19 protein-coding genes are annotated in these 18,737 nt (G+C 69.9%); 6 read left to right on the top strand and 13 right to left on the bottom strand.

From position 1 onward, the window contains the following. Positions 1 to 185: 185 nt before the first annotated feature. From CLV49_RS08445 to CLV49_RS08430, 4 genes are all read right to left on the bottom strand, one after another. On the bottom strand, positions 186 to 1,514 hold the full coding sequence (locus CLV49_RS08445; protein ID WP_106563148.1) for an ABC transporter substrate-binding protein: 1,329 nt from the start codon (positions 1,512 to 1,514) through the stop codon (positions 186 to 188). Positions 1,515 to 1,576: 62 nt separating this feature from the next. After that, entirely contained in the window at positions 1,577 to 2,497 is a 921-nt protein-coding gene (locus CLV49_RS08440; protein WP_106563147.1) for a carbohydrate ABC transporter permease, read from the bottom strand. Then, entirely contained in the window at positions 2,494 to 3,423 is a 930-nt protein-coding gene (locus CLV49_RS08435) for a carbohydrate ABC transporter permease (RefSeq protein WP_106563146.1), read from the bottom strand. The genes CLV49_RS08440 and CLV49_RS08435 overlap by 4 nt, the downstream gene beginning before the upstream one ends. Then, a complete protein-coding gene (locus tag CLV49_RS08430; RefSeq protein WP_424978581.1) occupies positions 3,420 to 5,483 on the bottom strand; it encodes a beta-galactosidase in 2,064 nt (687 codons plus the stop codon). Before CLV49_RS08430 ends, CLV49_RS08435 begins: the two co-directional genes overlap by 4 nt. A gap of 225 nt (positions 5,484 to 5,708) precedes the next feature. Here CLV49_RS08430 and CLV49_RS08425 point away from each other — a divergent pair, with 225 nt between their 5' ends. Then, positions 5,709 to 6,731 carry a LacI family DNA-binding transcriptional regulator gene (locus CLV49_RS08425; RefSeq protein WP_106563145.1) on the top strand — a complete coding sequence of 341 codons (1,023 nt, stop codon included), beginning with the start codon at positions 5,709 to 5,711 and terminating at the stop codon, positions 6,729 to 6,731. Between the two features lie 299 nt (positions 6,732 to 7,030). Here CLV49_RS08425 and CLV49_RS08420 read toward each other — a convergent pair whose 3' ends face one another. The 6 genes from CLV49_RS08420 to CLV49_RS08400 form a co-directional block, all read right to left on the bottom strand. Beyond that, a complete protein-coding gene (locus tag CLV49_RS08420; protein ID WP_106563144.1) occupies positions 7,031 to 8,485 on the bottom strand; it encodes a flotillin family protein in 1,455 nt (484 codons plus the stop codon). A gap of 117 nt (positions 8,486 to 8,602) precedes the next feature. Continuing rightward, positions 8,603 to 8,767 carry a hypothetical protein gene (locus tag CLV49_RS18320; protein WP_158261933.1) on the bottom strand — a complete coding sequence of 55 codons (165 nt, stop codon included), beginning with the start codon at positions 8,765 to 8,767 and terminating at the stop codon, positions 8,603 to 8,605. A gap of 17 nt (positions 8,768 to 8,784) precedes the next feature. Continuing rightward, a complete protein-coding gene (locus CLV49_RS08415; RefSeq protein ID WP_106563143.1) occupies positions 8,785 to 9,027 on the bottom strand; it encodes a DUF3618 domain-containing protein in 243 nt (80 codons plus the stop codon). After that, a complete protein-coding gene (locus tag CLV49_RS08410; protein ID WP_106563142.1) occupies positions 9,014 to 9,442 on the bottom strand; it encodes a phage holin family protein in 429 nt (142 codons plus the stop codon). Before CLV49_RS08410 ends, CLV49_RS08415 begins: the two co-directional genes overlap by 14 nt. An 11-nt stretch (positions 9,443 to 9,453) precedes the next feature. Further along, positions 9,454 to 9,789, bottom strand: a complete 336-nt coding sequence (locus CLV49_RS08405) for a hypothetical protein (RefSeq protein ID WP_106563141.1) — start codon at positions 9,787 to 9,789, stop codon at positions 9,454 to 9,456. A 181-nt stretch (positions 9,790 to 9,970) separates the two neighbouring features. After that, the gene (locus tag CLV49_RS08400) at positions 9,971 to 10,330 is read right to left on the bottom strand and encodes an RNA polymerase sigma factor (RefSeq protein ID WP_106563140.1); all 360 of its coding nucleotides are present in this window, start codon (positions 10,328 to 10,330) and stop codon (positions 9,971 to 9,973) included. A 158-nt stretch (positions 10,331 to 10,488) separates the two neighbouring features. Between CLV49_RS08400 and CLV49_RS08395 the strand changes: the two genes are divergently transcribed. From CLV49_RS08395 to CLV49_RS08385, 3 genes are all read left to right on the top strand, one after another. After that, the gene (locus CLV49_RS08395) at positions 10,489 to 11,688 is read left to right on the top strand and encodes a serine hydrolase domain-containing protein (RefSeq protein WP_106563139.1); all 1,200 of its coding nucleotides are present in this window, start codon (positions 10,489 to 10,491) and stop codon (positions 11,686 to 11,688) included. 62 nt (positions 11,689 to 11,750) lie between these two features. Further along, complete coding sequence (locus CLV49_RS08390; RefSeq protein ID WP_106563138.1) at positions 11,751 to 12,311, top strand: RNA polymerase sigma factor; 561 nt, start codon at positions 11,751 to 11,753, stop codon at positions 12,309 to 12,311. Continuing rightward, complete coding sequence (locus CLV49_RS08385; RefSeq protein WP_106563137.1) at positions 12,308 to 13,120, top strand: hypothetical protein; 813 nt, start codon at positions 12,308 to 12,310, stop codon at positions 13,118 to 13,120. Before CLV49_RS08390 ends, CLV49_RS08385 begins: the two co-directional genes overlap by 4 nt. Positions 13,121 to 13,147: 27 nt before the next feature. Here CLV49_RS08385 and hemG read toward each other — a convergent pair whose 3' ends face one another. Both hemG and hemE read right to left on the bottom strand, forming a co-directional pair. Beyond that, entirely contained in the window at positions 13,148 to 14,692 is a 1,545-nt protein-coding gene (gene hemG / locus CLV49_RS08380; protein WP_106563136.1) for a protoporphyrinogen oxidase, read from the bottom strand. Next, positions 14,692 to 15,822: a uroporphyrinogen decarboxylase gene (hemE, locus tag CLV49_RS08375; protein ID WP_106563135.1), complete on the bottom strand. Its 1,131-nt coding sequence runs from the start codon at positions 15,820 to 15,822 to the stop codon at positions 14,692 to 14,694. Before hemE ends, hemG begins: the two co-directional genes overlap by 1 nt. An 86-nt stretch (positions 15,823 to 15,908) precedes the next feature. Between hemE and CLV49_RS08370 the strand changes: the two genes are divergently transcribed. Then, positions 15,909 to 17,399 (top strand): glutamyl-tRNA reductase, encoded by a 1,491-nt coding sequence (locus CLV49_RS08370; RefSeq protein WP_106563134.1) that lies wholly within the window; start codon positions 15,909 to 15,911, stop codon positions 17,397 to 17,399. 73 nt (positions 17,400 to 17,472) lie between these two features. Here CLV49_RS08370 and CLV49_RS08365 read toward each other — a convergent pair whose 3' ends face one another. After that, entirely contained in the window at positions 17,473 to 17,808 is a 336-nt protein-coding gene (locus CLV49_RS08365; RefSeq protein ID WP_106563133.1) for a DUF4190 domain-containing protein, read from the bottom strand. A 192-nt stretch (positions 17,809 to 18,000) separates the two neighbouring features. Between CLV49_RS08365 and CLV49_RS08360 the strand changes: the two genes are divergently transcribed. Continuing rightward, entirely contained in the window at positions 18,001 to 18,708 is a 708-nt protein-coding gene (locus CLV49_RS08360) for a hypothetical protein (protein ID WP_106563132.1), read from the top strand. The last annotated feature ends 29 nt before the right edge of the window (positions 18,709 to 18,737 follow it).

Genomic DNA, 18,737 nt, shown 5'->3' with positions numbered 1-18,737 from the left:
CGCTCCCTCGACACAGAAGGACTCTTCCGCCACCGGTCTGTCGACCCGCTCTGGTCTGACACCACGAAGTAGTGCGTTTGCGCGGTTTCGCGACGGTCTATCGCCGCAATCCTGCGCAAACGCACTACGTGGTGGGGGTGGGGCGCTCCGCCCGGGGCTGGTGCGCGCCCGGGCGGAGCGGGTCGCTACTCCTTGACCGGGATCGCCTGCGCCTTGAGCGCGTCGATCGTGGACGTCTGGCCCTTCTCGAGGGCGTCGAAGAGGGTGCCGTCGCCGGAGACGGCCGACTTGAAGCCGTCCGAGACGTCGTTGTACGTCTGCGTCATCGTGGGGCCCCACGCGAAGTCGGACGAGACCTCGGCGGACGCTTCGGCGAAGACGTCGTAGATGCTCTGGCCGCCGTAGAACTCGACGCCCTCGGACAGTACCGGCAGCTCGAGGCCGGCGGTCGTGGCCGGGTAGATGTTCGCCGACTCGTTGAGCATCGTGAGGGCTTCCTCCGACGTGTTCAGCCACAGAGCGAACTTCGCGGCCTCGTAGGGGTGCTCGGAACCGGTGAACACCGCGGTGGACGAGCCACCCCAGTTACCGGCGGCGGAGCCGCCCTCGTTCCACTGCGGCAGCGGCGCGACGGACCACTTGCCGGCCGTGTCGGGAGCACCCGACGCGATCGAGTTCGCGCCCCAGACGGCGGAGTTCCAGGTCCACGCCGCGCCCGTGTTGTAGGCGTTGTCCCACTCGGTCGTCCACGCGGGGACGGTCGAGACGAGGTCCTCGTCGATGAGCTCCTGCCAGTAGTCCGCCACGGTCTTCGAGGCGTCGTCGGTCAGGTCGACGGTCCAGTCGGAACCGTCGTTCTGGAACCAGCTGCCGCCGGCCTGCCACACGAATCCGGCGAACTGGTTGATGTCGCCCTGCGAGAAGTTGGTGATGTAGCCGCCGGCCTCACGGACCTGCTTCGCGGCCTCCTTGTACTCCGCCCACGTGGTGGGGATCTCGATGCCGTTCTCCTCGAACAGGTCGGCGCGATAGAACATGCCCATGGGGCCGGAGTCCTGCGGGATCGCGTAGACCGAGTCGGTCTCGCCGAGCTGCACCTGGCTCCAGGTCCAGTCGACGAAGTCGTCCTGCGCGACCACGACGTCTTCGCAGCCTCCGAGGTCCATGAGGCCGTTCTGCACGCGGAAGTTGGGGAGCGCGTCGTACTCGATCTGGCCCAGGTCGGGGGCGTTGCCGGCCTCGAGCTGGTTGAAGAAGTTCTGGTAGGTGCCGCCGTTGCCGTTCGGGCCGGTCTGCACCGCCACCTGGATGTCGGGGTTCGCCTCGTTCCAGACGTCGACGACCTCTTCGATGCCGGGGATCCACGACGTGAAGCTCAGCTCGACGTTGCCGTCGGACGGGGCGCACGATGCGGCGGCGTCGTCGCCACCGCCCGTCGATCCGGCGGACGAGCAGCCGCTCAGGACGACGGCCGACAGGACCGCTCCTGCGACCAGGGTTCTCTTGACGTTCATGCTGTTCCGTTTCTCTTCATTGTGATGCGGGGGTGTAGGGGGCAAGGGGCAAGCGGACGGTGCTACTTCACGGACCCGGCGCCGAGACCGGAACGCCAGAACCGCTGCAGCAGCAGGAAGGTGATGATGAGGGGGATGATCGACAGGAACGCCCCGACGAGCACGTAGAGCCGCAGCTCGGGGATCTGGTTCACCTGCGAGTTCCAGGCGTACAGGCCGAGCGTCACCGGGAAGAGCGTCTCGTCGCGCAGCATGATGAGCGGCAGGAAGAAGTTGTTCCAGATCGCGACGAACTGGAACAGGAACACCGTCACGAGCGCCGGCAGCATGAGCTTGACCGAGATGGTGAAGAACGTGCGCACCTCGCCGGAGCCGTCGAGCCGAGCGGCCTCGAGCAGCTCGTCCGGCACACTCGCAGCGGCGAAGATCCGCGTGAGGTAGACGCCGAACGGGCTCACCAGCGACGGGAGGAACACCGACCAGAACGTGTTCGTGAGTCCCACCTGGCTGAACAGGAGGAAGAGCGGAAGCGCGAGGGCCGTCGCCGGAACGAGCACGCCGCCGAGCACGACGTTGAAGATCGCGTCGCGGCCGGGGAAGGAGTACTTCGCGAGGGCGTAGCCGCACATCGCGGCGAAGAGGGTGCCGAGGAGCGCCCCCAGCCCGGCGTAGAGCACCGAGTTCAGCATCCACTTCAGGTACACGCCGTCGCGGTACGCGATGAGGGACGAGACGTTCTCGATGAGGTTGAAATCGGCGAACCACAGCGCGGCCGTCGACGTGAGCTGGGCCGTCGACTTCGTGGAGGCGATGAACAGCCACCAGATGGGGATGAGGAAGTACAGCGTGAAGACGAGCATCACGATGAGGGCGCTCGCGCGGGAGAGCGGGCTCTCGCGTGCGACGCGCGGCGCGCTCGCCCGGCGCCGCGACGGCGACGCCGCGGTCGTCGTGTCGGACGGGGTGGGGAGGGTGGCGGTCATTTCGCTTCCTTCCGCTGCGTCAGCTTGAGGAAGCCGAACGACAGGACGAACGTCGTGAGGGCGAGCACCACCGAGAAGGCGGCCGCGAGGTTCACGTTCGGGATCGACGACGTGGTGTAGACCGTGAGGTTCGGCGTGAACGTCGACGAGACGGCCGAGCTGAACGTGCGGAAGACCTGCGGCTCCGCGAGCAGCTGCAGCGTTCCGATGATCGAGAAGATCGCCGTGAGGGAGATCGCGGGCAGGACGAGCGGGATCTTGATCGACCACGCCATGCGGAACTGACCGGCCCCGTCGAGCCGCGCGGCTTCGTAGATCTCCGAGGGGATCGCGAGGAGCGACGAGTAGATGATGAGCATGTTGTAGCCCACGTAGACCCACGTGACCACGTTGGCGATCGCCCACAGCACGAGGTCGGCCGAGAGGAAATCGACGTTCTTCGTGATGGCGGTGAACGGCGAGAGGTTCGGGGAGTAGAGGAAGCCCCACATGATCGCGGCGATCACGCCGGGCACGGCGTACGGCACGAAGAACGCGAGGCGGAAGAACCGCTTGCCGCGCAGGAGCGGCGAGTCGAGCAGGAGTGCGAAGAGGAGCGCGAGGCCGAGCATGACCGGCACCTGCACGATGCCGAAGAGGAACACGCGCGTGACCGACTGCCAGAACGGCCCGTTCTGGAACACGAGGGCGTACTGCGCGAGCCCGCCGAACACCTCCTTCGCCTCGCCGAAGGTGCCCTCGCGCTCGATCACGAGGAGCGACTGGTACACGGCGTAGCCGATGGGGATGAGGTAGAAGAGAGCGAACAGCACGGCGAAGGGTGCGATGAAGATCGCGATCGCCTTCTTGTGCTGCACGAGCACCTTGGTGGGGCGCGAGCGCAGCCGTGGCGTGCGCACCACCCCTGATCCGACGTCGACACTCATGCCGCTGACTCCTCTCTGATGACGCTGACGAAACCCGCCGGCACGTGCGCTGCGCCCTCGACGGGGTCGCCGCTGACGATGTCGATCCCCGTCGCGGGGTGATCGATCGCGTGGTCCGTGTGGTTGATGAGGAACAGGTAGCTGCGCTCCTCGTTCGCACGCCGCACCACCTCGAGGCCGGGCTCGCGCGGATCGCCGATGGGCACGACGCCCGCGCCGGCCGCGGCCTCGCGCAGGACCCCGTCCAGGTCGGCGGCGTCGAGGTGGGTCGCGATGTACCAGGCCGCTCCCCCGCCCGGAAGCGCCCGGCGCGTTATCGCCGGACGACCGGCCGACGGGCCGTCGGCGAACGAGTCGAGCACCTCGGCGCCGCGAGCGCGCGTGCGCTCCGACCAGAGGCTCGCCGATCGACCGGAGGCGAGGGTGAGCACCTGACCGGGCAGCACGGGGGCGAACTCCTCGACGCTCACGCCGAGCAGGTCGCGGAAGGCGCCGGGGTAGCCGCCGGGACGCACGCGGTCCTCCTCGTCGACGATCCCGCTGAAGAACGTGACGACGACGTGGCCGCCCGCCTCCGCGAAGTCGGAGAGGACGCGGGCCTCTTCGTCGCGGACGAGGTAGAGGGAGGGGACGACCACGAGGCCGTAGCCCTCGAGGCTCGCGCCCGGTCGGACGACGTCCACCGTGTGGCCCGAGCGCGTGAGCGATGCGTGCATCGCGTGCACCTGTGAGAGGTAGTCGACGGCGTGGGTCGGGCGGCTCTCGCCGTCGGCCGCCCACCAGTTCTCCCAGGAGAAGAGGAGCGCGACGTCGGCCTGCACCCGCGTTCCGGCGAGCTCGTCCAGCCGATCGAGGGTGCGGCTGAGGTCGACGACCTCCCGCCACAGGTCGCTGTCGGTGCCGGCGTGGGGGACGAGGGCCGAGTGGAACTTCTCGGAACCCTGCAGCGAGGCGCGCCACTGGAAGAAGCAGATCGCGTCCGCACCGCGAGCCACATGGGAGAGCGAGTTCCGCGTGAGTTGACCGGGGGCCTTCGCGAGGTTGTGCGGCTGCCAGTTGACGGATCCGGTGGACTGCTCCATGAGGAGCCAGGGCTCCCCGCCCGCAAGCCCCCGGGTGAGGTCGCTCGCGAACGACAGCTCGGCCGCGGGCTCCGCGAGACGGTGGTCGAGGTAGTGGTCGTTCGCGACCACGTCCATCTCGGGCGCCCACGTCCAGTAGTCGAGGTTCCGGATGTGCGCCGTCACCATGAAGTTCGTGGTCACGGGGACGTCGCTGTGCCGGCGCAGCACAGCCGTCTCGGCGCGGTAGTGGTCGAGGAGCGCGTCGGAGGAGAAGCGGTGGAAATCGAGCACTTGGCCGGGGTTCCGGCTCGACAGCGTGAGACGGGGAGGGAGGATCTCCTCGAAAGCACTGTAGGTCTGGCTCCAGAACGACGTGCCCCACGCGCTGTTGAGGCGCTCGATCGTGCCGTAGCGCGCGCGGAGCCAGCCGCGGAACGCCTCGGCGCTCTCGTCGTCGTAGCAGAGCGCGTTGTGGCAGCCGAGCTCGTTCGAGACGTGCCAGAGCGCGACGGCGGGGTGCTGGCCGTACCGTTCCGCGACCTTCTCGACGAGGGCGAGGGCGTAGCGTCGGAACACCGCCGACGAGGGGCACCAGGCCTGGCGGCCGCCGGGGAAGCGGGTCGTGCCGTCGGCGGCCTCCGGGAGGATCTCGGGGTGGCGGTGGGTGAGCCACGGCGGCGCCGACGACGTGCCGGTGCCGAGGTTGATGCGGATCCCTGCCTCGTGAAGGAGGCCGATGATCTCGTCGAGCCCGTCGAAGTCGTACTCCCCGGGGCGCGGCTCGATGTGCGACCAGCCGAAGATGTTGAGCGCGACGAGGTCGACTCCGGCCTCGCGCATGAGGGCGACGTCCTCGCGCCAGACCGCCCGGTCCCACTGCTCGGGGTTGTAGTCGCAGCCGAACGCGATGCCTTCGCGCAGGGAGGGCTGCGTGGTCGCAGAGGGGCGCTCGTCGGTCACGACGATCGCTCGCGCCTCCTGGTCCAGAGTCTCCACGGTGTCCTCTCGCTCCGGCCGTCCGGCCGATCTGTGAACGTGCACAGATTGCGAGATGACAACTCACCTTCGAGAGTCTGTGAACGTACACAGAGTAGGACGACGATCGCGCGGATGTCAACCGAATCGTCTCCGGGCAACCCGCTCGAGCCCCCGGAGAGGTCGATCGGAGGCGGTCGGATCCACCCCGTCCGACGGCGCGATCCGCCGCGCTAGGGTGGAGCCGTGTCCACCCCGCCCACCCGTCGCGCACGCGCCACGATCCACGATGTGGCCGTGGAAGCCGGGGTGTCGCGCGGCACCGTGAGCCGGGTCGTGAACGGCGAGCGCTACGTGTCGGCCGAGGCCCGCACGGCCATCGAGGCGGCCATCAAGCGCGTCGGATACGTGCCCAACACCGCCGCGCGGAACCTCGTGATGCAGCGCACGCAGGCCGTGGGCTTCGTCGTGCACGAACCGCACAGCCTCTTCGTCGACGACCCCAACATCGGCAACATCCTGCTCGGCGCGAACGAGTCGCTCTCCCTCGCGGACTACCAGCTCGTGTGCCTCATCGTGGACTCGGGTCGCGACACCGACCGGATCACCCGGTATCTGTCCGGGGGCTTCGTCGACGGGGTCATCATGGTCTCGGCGCGCGACAACGACCCGATCACGCGCCTGATCGAGCGGCTCGCGCTCCCCGCCGCCTTCGTCGGCCACCCTCCCGATCTCCGCGAGCTCCCGTTCGTCGGGATCGACAACCGGACGGCCGCGCGCGACATCACGATGGAGCTCCTCGGCGCGGGGCGGACGCACGTCGGCATGGTCGCCGCAGCCCTCGACCGCGACTCGGGCGCCGACCGCTTCCGGGGCTTCCACGACGCACTCGGCGAGCGCTTCGATCCCTCCCTCGTCGCAGAGGTACCGCTCTACTCCTACGACGACGGCTACCGCGGCATGCGATCGCTCCTCGAGCGACGGCCCGAGATCGACGGGGTGTTCGCCGCGTCCGACGCCGTCGCCGCCGGCGCTCTCGAGGCGCTGCGGGAGGCCGGACGTCGGGTGCCCGAGGACGTCTCCATCGTCGGCTTCGACGACTCCGCGTGGGCACTGCGCTGCAGTCCGGCGCTCACCACGGTGCACCAGCCGGCAGCGGCCGTCGGCCAGCGCGCCGCCGAGATCCTCCTCGCGCAACTCCGCGGCGAGGAGGCCGACCTCGCGGGCTCCTTCGTCGAGACCTCGATCGTCCGCCGCGACTCCGTCTGACCCGCGCTCCCTCTCCCTCTCCCTCTCCCCTCCCCTCCGCCCCGCCCCCATCTCGCCAAATGCAGCTTTTGAGCGCATTCGCACCGCTGTATCGGTGCAATCACGCTCAAACGCTGGATCTGGCGACCCCGGGGGTGGCACGGGGAGTGGCGGGGTGGCGGGGTGGACGAGTGGACGCAGCGGAGCCCGGCCGCTGGGTGCGGACGGGCTCCGGGTGGCGCGTGAAGCGCAGTGGTGCGATGCGCGCGGTGGTGCGATGCGCGCGGTGGTGCGGGTGCCGGCGGGGGCGACCCAGCGGATCAGCCCTGGGTGGGGGCGGCGTCCGGGGTCGCGTCGGGCGCGGCGTGGGAGGCCGGTTGGGCGCCTCGGCCCTGAGCGAGCAGATCGCTCAGGCTCTCGCCCGCCGACTCGCCGTGCGGACGCTTCGAGCCGGTGAAGAGCTTCTGCAGGTCGATGCCCGTGGCGTCCTTCAGCATGGTGGTCACCTGGGTGACGTTGCTGACGACGTCGTTCGAGAGCTTCGACGCACCGTCGGTCGACAGCACCGTGAGGTTGTCGATCGATGCGTACGGCGCGGCGAGCTCGCGAGCGATCTGGGGAAGGATCTCGATGGCGCGCTGCTGGAGGAGCGCCTCGGATTCGTTGCGGAGGGCCGCGACACGGAGTTCCGTGGAGCGCGCCTCCGCCTCACCCTTGGCGAGGATCGCGGCGGCCTCGGCCTCACCCTCGGCACGCAGGGCCTCGGCTTCGGCGATACGACGGTCGCGATCGGCCTTCGCCTCCGCGACGACCTTGGCGGCATCCGCCTCGGCGATCTGACGGATGCGGTACGACTCGGCATCGGCGACCTTGCGGACGTCGGCGTTGAGCTGCTGTTCGCGGAGCGCGGCCTCGCGGACGGCCGTGATCTCGCGCTGCTGGAGGATGCCCTGCTGCGCGGTCGCCTCGGCGAGCGGCTTGGCGGCCTCGGCGCGAGCGATGGCCTCGTCGGTCTCGGTCTTGATGGACGCGTTCTTGAGCGAGAGTTCACGGTTCGCATCGGCGATGGCCTCGGCGGCCTCGATGCGCGCCTGCTCAGAAGCACGGGCCGACTGCGACTCGGCGATCTCGGCGGCCTGACGGACGCGCGCCTGCTCGGGTCGACCGAGGTCGGTGATGTAGCCCTTGTCGTCCGCGATCTCCTTGATCTGGAACGTGTCGACGTCGAGACCCTGGTTGAGGAGCGATGTGCGTGCAGCCTCGAGCACCTGCTCGGCCAGACCGGCGCGGTCGCGGATGATCTCCTCGACCGTGAGATTACCGATCGACGACCGCAGCGATCCCGACAGGACCTCCTGCGTGAACGGCTCGATGTGCTGGTCCTGGCCGAGGAAGCGCTGTGCGGCTGAGCGGATGGCCCCGTCGCTGTCGCCGACCTTCACGACGGCGACGGCCTCGACGCGGATCGTGACGCCGTTGCGGGTCTGCGCGACGCCCTGGATGCCGATGGCACGTGACCGCAGGGAGAGCGAGAAGTGACGCTGCAGGAACGGGACGACGAAGACGCCACCGCCCTGGACGACCTTCTGGCCGGAAAGGTCCGTGATCGTGCGACCGTCCGCCCCGAGGGTCTTCTTCGCCTTGCGACCGGTGACGATGATCGCCTCGTCCGGCTTGGCGATCTTGTACCGGCTCTTCGTGAAGAGAGCCAGGATGATGAGAAGGACGACCACCGCGATGATGATCGGGACCGACGCGAGGGCAACGATGTCCATGACACTCCAGAGTGTGTAGTGGGCGGTCCTCCAACCCTATCGGGAGGCCAGGTTCCGGTACACGGGGAGGAGTCCCCCCATGCGCGGCTCACTTTCCACAGGTCGTCGGAGGACAGGTCATCGACGACGACGGGCTCCGACCGCGTGGACGACGGCAGCGATCGCGAGAAGGAGGACGACGAGTCCCACGATGGCCGGAAACGCACCGAAATCGTTCACGCTCGTGTCGTCGCACACGACGACGTCCACCGCGCAGGATGCCTGCACGATGGACGCTGTCATGGTCTCGGGTGGGGCGACTACCGCTTGAGGACGGAGCGGGCCACGGCCCACACCCCGGCACCCACGGCGAGGGCGACGGCGGCCGCCCCGCCCACGAGGGCCTGCGGGTTCTCCTCGCGGAGCTCCGCGATCTTCGCCTTGGCGCGATCGGTGGCCTTGCCGACCTGCTTCGGGACGTTGAGCTTGTCCTCGATCGCGTTGAGCGTCTCGACGAGCTCGCGACGCGCCTGCTCGGCGTTCGGGTTGTCAGTGCCGGTCATACTCGCCCGTCCCTTTCACAGCTCTGATGTCTTTCTGGAGTTCCTCCGCCGGGCTCGGGCCCTCGGAGATCTTGCGGAAGTACCGCAGCGCGATGAGCACGAGGATGCCCGCGATGAGCAGGAACACCACGAACACGATCAGCGCCGAGAGCCACGCCGGCAGCACGAGCGACAGCGCGAGGATACCCACGGCCACGAGGGTGCCGAGCGCGAAGAAGAGGAACATGAGCGCGACGACGACGAGTCCCGCGCCGATGCCGGCGTACTTGCCGATGTGGGTCGCCTTGACCTTGAGGCCGTCGAGCTCCGCCGTGACGAGGCTCTTGAGGAGGCCCGGGAGCGACTTCACGAGCTCGATCAGCGACAGCGACTCCTTCGAGCCGCGAGGCGGCGTCTCCGTCGTGTATCGGGTCATCGGTCGTCCCCTCAGCGGGTCGTCGACGAGCGTCCGTCGGCGATGTCGCCGAGCTCGTCCTTGACGTCGTCGACCTCGCTGAGCGTGGCGTCGAGCTTCTGACCGGCTGAGCGGTTGCTCTTCGCGATCTTCACGATGGTCTTCGCGCCGGAGAACAGGGTGCTCGGCACGGCCGAGACGCGGGCCTTCGCGAAGCCCTGCGCCTTGCGCACCTGCTTCTGCACCGGCTCGGTCTCGTAGAGCTTCAGCCACCCGGTCTTGATCTGTTCGTAGCGCTCGCGCCCGGCGCGTGACCCGAGGACGTACCCCGCGGCCAGCCCCGTCACGAGGAGGATCTTGCCCTTCATAGCGTCTCCGTCCGATCGGTGTCTGTGGACCGGTCCCGTGCCGCGCGGAGGCGCAGCCGCACGTGACCAGGTCACCAGCGTATCCGTATCGCCCGTTCCGTGCGCCCCCCTGCATTCCGTCCGGGGAATGCTGTAGATGCCCGTCAGACCGAGCTGCCGAGCGACGGAACCCGACGATCGGTCAGGCCGTCGCCCCGAACACGTCCCTGTCGGGGTGAGGCTCGATGTCGAGCGGAGTCGCCGCTGCGACGGCCGGGGCCGACTCGTCGATCGTCGCCGCGCGGAATCGCCCGATGTGACGAGAGGCGATGCGTGTGATCCACCTCGACGCCGGCTCGGCGGCCGGTTCGTAGTGGCCGGCGCGGCGCCAGATGTCGACGAACGTCTCGAGCAGGCACTCGTCCGCACCGCGCGCGTGACCGATGGCCGTGCGCATCATGGCGTGCATGCGGCCGCCGACCCGCTCGTACAGGGCGGCCATGGCTGTGCGGTCGCCCGAGGCGATACGGGTGAGGAGCTGTTCGAGCGGGATGTCCGGCACGGTCCCCTCCTCTCGTCGGTCTGGGCCTGCGGTCTCGACGTCGTGCGTCGACGACGAGGTCTCAGCTTCACACGGGACAGGCCGGTGGAAAACGCTCGCCAATCCGACGGAATCTGTGGCATCATGCTCGGCCCTCCACACAGCGATAGCCTCGACGGATGGACAGCACCGCAGGAGATCCCACCGACGACCGCCTCGCCGCCCTCCCGAACCTCCCCGCGAGCGTTCTCGCCGAGCGGCTCGATTCCGTCGCCGCCGACCTCGCCGCGCGCGCGGCCGACGACGAGTTCTCGGGGGTGGTCCTCGTGACGGAAGGCGATCTGCCCCTGCTCGAGAAGGCCTACGGCGTCGCGTCCCGCCGGTGGAACACGCCCGTCACGACCGACATGCGGTTCGATGTCGCGTCGATCACGAAGCTGTTCACGTCCGTCGCCGTCCTGCAGCAGGTGGCCGCCGGCACGTTGCGCCTCGATTCCTCCATCCACGACTACGTCGATCTCGAGGGCACGACGATCTCGCGCGACGTCACGCTCCGGCATCTGCTCACCCACACGTCGGGGATCGCCGACGACGCGGACGAGGAGGACGGCGAGTCGTACGAGGCGCTGTGGGCGGAGCGCCCGAACTACTCCGTGACCGAGACCGCCGACTTCCTCCCCCAGTTCGCGCACAAGCCACCACGGGCCGAGCCGGGGGCCGACTGCCGCTACTGCAACGTCGGGTACGTCCTCGCGGGGCTCGCTCTCGAGCGGGCGACGGGTCGCGCCTACCGCGACGTCGTGCGGACCGATGTCTTCGAGAAGGCCGGGATGACGTCGTCCGGCTTCTTCGACATGCGCGAGGCCGCTCCGAACGTGGCCGAGGGCTGGGATCCCGTGCGCGAGGGCGCGTCCGACGACGAGCCCCACGCCGACGGGCCCGACGAGGACGCTCCCGCCGGCCCGATCATCGGCTGGCGGCAGAACATCTACTCGTACCCGCCGATCGGTTCGCCCGACGGCGGTGCGCACTCGACCGCAGCCGACCTGGTGCGCTTCGTCGACGCCCTCCGCGGGGGCGAACTCCTCCCGAAGAAGTGGACCACCGAGTTCCTGAGCCCACAGGTGCTGCACCACGCCGACGAGGACGCGGGGGCGGGCGAGACCGCGGAGCTCGCCTACGGATTCGGCCTCGAGTTCGAGGTGACGCCGGCCGGCGAGCTGCGCTCCTTCTACAAGGACGGCATCAACGCGGGGGCGAGTGCGATCGTGCGCTACTACCCGGCGACGAACCTCACGGTCGCCGTGCTCTCGAACAGCGAGGACGGTGCGTGGGACCCGATCACGGCGATCGACGACGCGATCACGCTCCCGGAGTGAGCGGACCGACGTCCTGCAGCGCCGACGTGTAACGATGCGGCCTCGGCGAACATGTCCTGAGTATGAGCCCACCCACCACGGATCAGGATCGCGCTTCCCGCTTCTCCGCACTGTACGACGACGCCTACCTCGACGTCCTGCGCTTCGTCAGCCGTCGTTCGCCGCCCGACGTCGCCGAAGACGTCGTCCACGAGGCCTTCCTCGTAGCCTGGCGACGCTTCGACGACCTGCCATCCACTCACGACGGTGCACGAGCCTGGCTCTTCGGCGTCGCCCGGCACTGCCTCCTCAACGATCGACGGACACGCGACCGATTCCAACGCCTCGGCATCGCGATAGCGGAGGCCTCGACGACGTCCGACAGCGGGAGCGATACGACAGACCTCCAGCTCGACATCGCGAGAGCCTGGCGCGCACTCTCGCCTGACCACCAGGAGGTGCTCTCGCTCGCCACGTGGGAGGCCCTCCCGGCGAGTGAGGCGTGCCGGGTGCTCGGCATCTCCACCACCGCCTACCGCGTCCGGCTCCATCGGGCCCGGACCGCCCTGCGCCGGCATCTCGATTCCCCCGACCCCGCCTCCGGTACACCCGTCGAGGCCAGCAGAACGGAAATCACCGCATGAACAACGACCTCATCACCCGCACCCTCGCGTCGCTCGACGCCGCGCCCGTCCGAGCGCTCGACGACGCCACCCGCCGCCGGGCCGATGCCCGACTCCACCAGATCCTCACCTCCGATCCGGTCACACCCACCACCCCCGTCCTTGCGTCGCGGCGCCGTGCGTGGATCACCGTGACGGCCGGTGCAGCTGCGGTAGTCGCCATCGGTGGCGCCCTCACGGTCGGGGCCCTCGCCCCGTCGGATGCGGCATTCGCCTCGTGGACGGCGACGCCCGATTCGCTCACCTCCTCGGAACAGGGGCTCGCCGGCACGGCCTGCCTCGACGCGGCCGGGCGGCCGGGCGCGGATGTGATCCTGGCGGAGCGTCGTGGCGAGTGGATCGCCGTGGCGGCTGTCTCGGACGCGTCCACCCACGTCACGTGTCTCGTCCACCTGCCGTCGGGCTCGACCGACGCAGACACCGTACTGTCCGCTCAGAGCGGCGGCCAGGGCGCGATACCCGTCGGTGGGGAGATCAACGAGGGCTCCCTCTCGGAGTTCGCCGAATGGACGTTCCCAGGCACCCCGGCCTCTCCGACCGCGTCGTTCACGATCGGCGATGCCGGCCCTGATGTGGCAGCCGTCGACATCATCACACCCGACGGCGACGTCGTGAGCGCGACCGTCGAAGACGGACGCTATCTGGCGTGGTGGCCCGGGAAGGTGTTCGTGTCGACGGACGAGGACGTGACGGTGCTCGACCTCGCCTACCGCGTCACCTTGGAGGACGGGACCGTGATCGAGGACGCCCAGCCGATCTCGCCCGAATAGGCGTCCGACCGATCGTCGGGGACCCCTCTATCGCTCGTCGGCGGCGGGGTCCCCGTCGATGACAGCACGTCCGGTGACGTCGGCCAGCAGTCGCTGGGCGACGAGGTGGCGGATGCGACCAGAGGCGGCGAGCGCATCGGGCACGACGGCCGCGAGGCCGGTGCCGGCGAGCCAGCCACCCGTGACGTCGAGTCCACCGATCGCGAGGATCCGTTCGCGGACGCTCGTGGAACGGGCGCGCTGGCCGGTGACCGCTCCGGGCACCGATCCGGCCCACGTGGTGCGGCGGGCCTCGACCACGGTCGTCGGATCGAGGGAGACACCGAGCATGGTCGAAAGGTCGCGGATCGCGAGCTCCACGAGGGCGTCGTCGTCGAGGTCGGCGACGGTGTTCTCGCCCGCCTTGCCGAACGAGACCCGGAGGACGTGACGGTGCGGGGCGACCGCTCGCGCCTCGTCCGCGAGCCACGACCACTTCGCGGTCGCGTGCGTCATCGCCTTCGCGGTGAGGCCGGCGCCGGGTGCCACGAGCATGCCGGTGCCGCGAGGGTGCGCGTCGAGCCGCGGATCGTCGAGGACGAGGGTCACGAGGTCGACCCGGGGGGCGTCGACGGGCGCGATGTCCGCGAGCTCGGGTTCGAGCGCGGCGAGGAGGGCGAGGGCCGGAGCCTCGGGGGTCGCGACGATGACGTAGTCGGCGTGGAGCGTCTCGAGACCCGATTCGGGGAGGGCCGAGTCGGGAGCGACGTCGTCTCTCACGGGGAGCGCGACGTCCCAGCCGCCTCCCGCACGGGCGAGCGCCTCGACGGGTGTGTTGCGCCGGATCTCGACACCCCAGGAGTGCTCGAGCTCATGGACGATCCCGTCGACGAGCGCGGACATCCCGCCGACGATTCCCTCGACGTTCGAACCGGCGCGCGACGCGGCCCGCATGGTCGCGACGGCGCCGGAGAGCGAGCCGGCCGTCGTGAGCGCCTTGTTGAGGCCCGGGGCCGCGAAGGCCACGTCGAGCGCCTCGGGGTCGGACGAGTAGACGCCCATCGTCACCGGTGCCACGAGGTTGTCGCGCACCGCACGCCCCATGCGACGCGTGACGAGTGCGCCGAGATCGTGCACGCGACCGACGGCGAGCACGGGCATGAGGCGGTCGAGGTAGGCGCGCAGGGCGCCTCCCCAGCCGATCACCGCGCGGACGTCGTCGGCGAGGGGGTTCGACGGGATGCCGAGGATGCCGGCCTTCGGGAGTGGCGCGAACACCCCGGAGGATGCCGCCACCCACGCCCCCTCGGGGTTCGGCGCGACGATGCGGTCACCGAGGCCGACGCTCTCGGCGAGCACACGCACGTTCCCCCCACGGGTCGCATAGCTCTCGGCCCCGACCTCCACCGAGATTCCACCGATCTCCTCCGAGCGGAGCGCCCCGCCGACGCGGTCCGACGCCTCGAGCACCGTGACGCGGATACCGACGCGGGCGCAGTCGAGAGCGGCGACGAGCCCGGCCATCCCGCCGCCGATCACGACGACGTGGAGGGGCTCGAAGGGCGCGGACGCCGCCGAGGCCGCGTCGCTCATCAGGCCGACCGCTCCCCGGTGTAGTCGTGGACGAACGCGACCAGGCGCGTGATCACGTCGGGATCCGTTTCGGGCGGCACGCCGTGGCCGAGGTTGAGCACGTGGGATGGCGCGGCCTTCCCGCGCTCGAGAACGTCCACGACGTGCGCCTCGAGCACACTCCACGGAGCAGAGAGGAGCGCGGGGTCCACGTTGCCCTGCAGCGGCACGACGCCGCCGAGCCGTCGGTTGGCCTCGTCGAGCGGGATCCGGTAGTCGACGCCCACGACGTCCGCGCCGATGTCGTGCATGGCCTTGAGGAGTTCGCCCGTCCCAACGCCGAAGTGCACGAGCGGCACCGACTGGGTCGGCCCGCCGTCACTCGGCTCGATGTGGAGCGAGCGCACCCGCTCGAGGGCCGTGGCCGAGGCGGGCGCCACGAAACGCGCGTAGTCGGCGAGTGAGAGCGCGCCGGCCCAGGAGTCGAAGAGCTGTGCGGCGGATGCGCCCGACAGCACTTGCGCCTCGAGGAACCGCCCGGTGACGTCGGCCGTCCAGGCCATGAGCTTCGCCCAGGCGTCGGGATCGGCGTGCATGAGCGTGCGAGCGTGGATGTGGTCCTTCGACGGGCCGCCCTCCACGAGGTACGCCGCGAGGGTGAACGGCGCCCCGGCGAAGCCGATGAGCGGGGTGTCGCCGTGGTCGCTCCCGAGCCCGGCGACGGTGAGGCGCACGGCCTCGCGCACGGGTTCGAGCGCCTCGTCGAGCACGGCGGGGTCGAGAGCGATGAGCTCGTCGACGTCTGCCGCGGTGCGGACGGCCTTGCCGAGCACCGGGCCCTTTCCGGGCACGATCTCCACGTCCACTCCGGCGAGCTTGAGCGGAACGACGATATCGGAGAAGAAGATGCCGGCGTCCATGTGGTGGCGGCGGATGGGCTGGAGCGTGATCTCGCTCGCGAGACCGGGAGTGAGGCACGCGTCGAGCATGCGCGTGCCCACCCGCAGCTCGCGGTACTCGGGGAGGGAACGGCCCGCCTGCCGCATGAACCACACCGGGGTCACGTCGGGACGCCGTCCGCGGTAGGCACGGACGAGCCGGGACTCGCTCGTGCGACCGGAGGCGAGGGGGTGGGTCTGGTCGAGCTTCACCCCTCCATCCTCCCATCTCGCACGGAGAGCAGGATCGCTCGGAATCCCCGGACCATACCGCTTTCGACGCCGCGTAGAATGGACGGGTGCTGATCTGTCTGACGGCGAATCACAAGAACGCCAGCTTCGACCTCCTCGAGAGGCTCGCCGTCGACCCGGGCACCATCGCGCAGCGCATCACCGGTCACGACGAGAGCCTCGCCGGAGCGGTCGTCGTCGCCACCTGCAATCGCTTCGAGGCGTACATCGACGTGGACGAGCCCGCGGCCGGATTCGAGCAGCGCGCCCTCGAGGCCACCGTCGACGCCATCCGTCGCTCCACCGATCTGGAGAGCGCCGAGCTCACCGGGACGCTCGACATGCACGTCGGCCGCGGGGCGGCCGAGCACCTCTTCGCCGTCGCCGCGGGCCTCGAGTCCGTCGTCGTGGGCGAGGGCGAGATCGCCGGTCAGGTGCGCAGAGCGCTCGAGCGGGCGCGGGCCGCGGGCACCACCTCCTCCGACCTCGAGCGCGCGTTCCAGCGGGCCTCGCAGACGTCGCGCGGCGTGAAGAACAGCACCCCGATCGGTCGCGCCGGTCGCTCGCTCGTCCGCCTCGCGCTCGACCTCGCGGAGTCTCGCGTGGAGGACTGGAGCGGCGTGCGCGTCCTGCTCGTGGGCACCGGGGCGTACGCGGGGGCGAGCCTCGCGGCCATCGCGGACCGCGGAGCGACCGACATCGGCGTCTACTCCCCCTCCGGCCGCGGCGAGCGCTTCGCGGCACGCCACGGCATCCGCCTCGTGGAGCACGCCGACTTCGCTCGTGAGGCCGCGACGGCAGGCCTCGTCGTCACCTGCACGACGGCGTCCGGTTCCGTTCTCGACGCCGACATCCTCGAGGCCGGCCGGCGCGAGATGGGCGCAGTCCACCCGCACGCGAGCACCGCGACCGCGGCCGTCACGATCGTCGACGAGAACACCGACGAGACCCTCGCCGCCGTGGTCGTCGACGCCGAGGCCGCCGCAGCACCCCGCCACCTCGCCCCGAGTCACGAGGCCGCCCACGCCCTCCCGGCCGCGCGCCTCGATGCCGAGGAGTGCCCCGTCCCCACGGGACGCAAGCTCGTCATCGACCTCGGCCTGCCCCGCAACGTCGACCCGTCGGTCGCCACCGTGCACGGCGTCGAGCTGCTCGACCTCGAGACCATCCGCATCCACGCTCCGCTCGAGGAGCTGCAGGCCACGGACGACGCCCGCCGCATCGTCAGCCGCGCGGCCGAGAAGTACACCACCGTGTCGGACGAGATCACGCTCACGCCGGCCGTCGTGGCGCTGCGCCAGCACGTGTTCGGCATCCTCGACGCGGAGATCGATCGCGCACGCTCGCGTGGAGACGACGACGGACGGACGGAGCAGGCGCTGCGCCACCTGGCCGGCGTCCTCCTCCACACCCCCATGGTGCGTGCGCGCGACGCCGCCCACGCGGGCGACCACGAGCGCTACGTCGACGCGCTCGACGCCCTGTTCGGGATCGACGCGAGCCTCTCCCTCGAGAACCGTCCGGCCTCGGCGACGGACACGGCGGACGAGACCGCCTGAGCTTCCCGCGGGAACGACGAAGCGCCCCCGGCCAGAGTTCGCGAGGGGCGCTTCGAGTTCCGTGACGGAACGATCACATGTTGTAGCTGCTCACGCCGGCCGAGCCGATGATGACGACGACGACGATCACGTAGATGATCACGAGCACGATCGAGATCGAGCTGATGATGATGCCGGCGAGGGCGAGGCCGCGGCCCTGCTCACCCGTCTGCTTGATCTGCTTGAGGGCGATGATGCCGAGGATGAGGCCAGCGAGCGAGAAGACGAAAGCGCCCACGAGCGACAGGATCGCCAGGAGGTTGGTCTTCTGCGACTGGGGCGCCTGGCCGTAGCCCTGCGTGGAGCCACCGTTCTGGTAGGGCTGAGCGGGCTGGTACGACGGGGGGTTCGACGCGTTGGGGTCGGACATGGTGTCTCTCCTTCGATGGGGGGATTCCGGTCAAGCGTGGCATTCCTCAGGAAATGCTGTCAACGCGTCCGAATGGGTGGTAGTCCCCATGGTAGGGGGCTACGGTGCCGCCTCCTTGCCGCGAGCCCTCCCCCGTCCGGGGTGAGGCGGCGCTTCAGGGTGGCTTCAGTTCCCGTCGTCCACAATGACGTCATGACCAACAACTACGGTGACATCGGCAGCAACGGCACGACCCCGGCAAAGCGCTCGACGACGAAGCGGACGGCCCTCCTCATCGGCGGCGGAGTGCTCGCGGCCGCCGTCCTGGTGGGAGGCGGGGTCGCTCTCGGCGCGAGTCTGTCGGACGACGACGACGATCGTCGCGTCTCCGACACCGCCGACCTGGGCGACCAGGTGACCGGCCAGGACGACGCCTCCACGGACGGAGGGACGACCCCGAGCGGTGCCCCCACCACCTTGACCCATGTGGGCACCGCCGACGCCGACGAGATCAATGACGTCATCGCGACAGCCGCGGACGTCGCTGCGTCCGACGGTCTCGGCGGCGTCGCGACCGACGTCGATGCGACGAACGTCGGCGGATGGGACGTGCAGTTCGAGGCGACGAACGGTGACGAGACGACCGTCTCCGTGGACGCCGACGGAACCGCTCGGGTCTCGGACACGGACGTCGCCGACGACGACCAGGGCCCGACCGGCGAACTCGACGTTCAGACCGTCGAGGCGATCGTCGCAGCCGCCCTCGCCGAGAGCGACGGCGTCATCACGGACATCAGCATCGACGACGACGGGCGCTCACCCTACGACGTCACCGTGCTCCGGGCGGACCGGACGACCGTCGAGATCGATCTCGGAGCGGACTTCTCCGTCCTCTCGAGCGATGTCGACACCGAGGACTGACGACGGACCACCGACGATACGGATCGGGC

The sequence above is a fragment of the Labedella gwakjiensis genome (assembly GCF_003014675.1).
GTDB classification, from domain to species: domain Bacteria; phylum Actinomycetota; class Actinomycetes; order Actinomycetales; family Microbacteriaceae; genus Labedella; species Labedella gwakjiensis.
The sequence above is the reverse complement of the archived record's forward strand: the minus strand, read 5'-3'. Positions and strand labels throughout refer to the sequence as shown.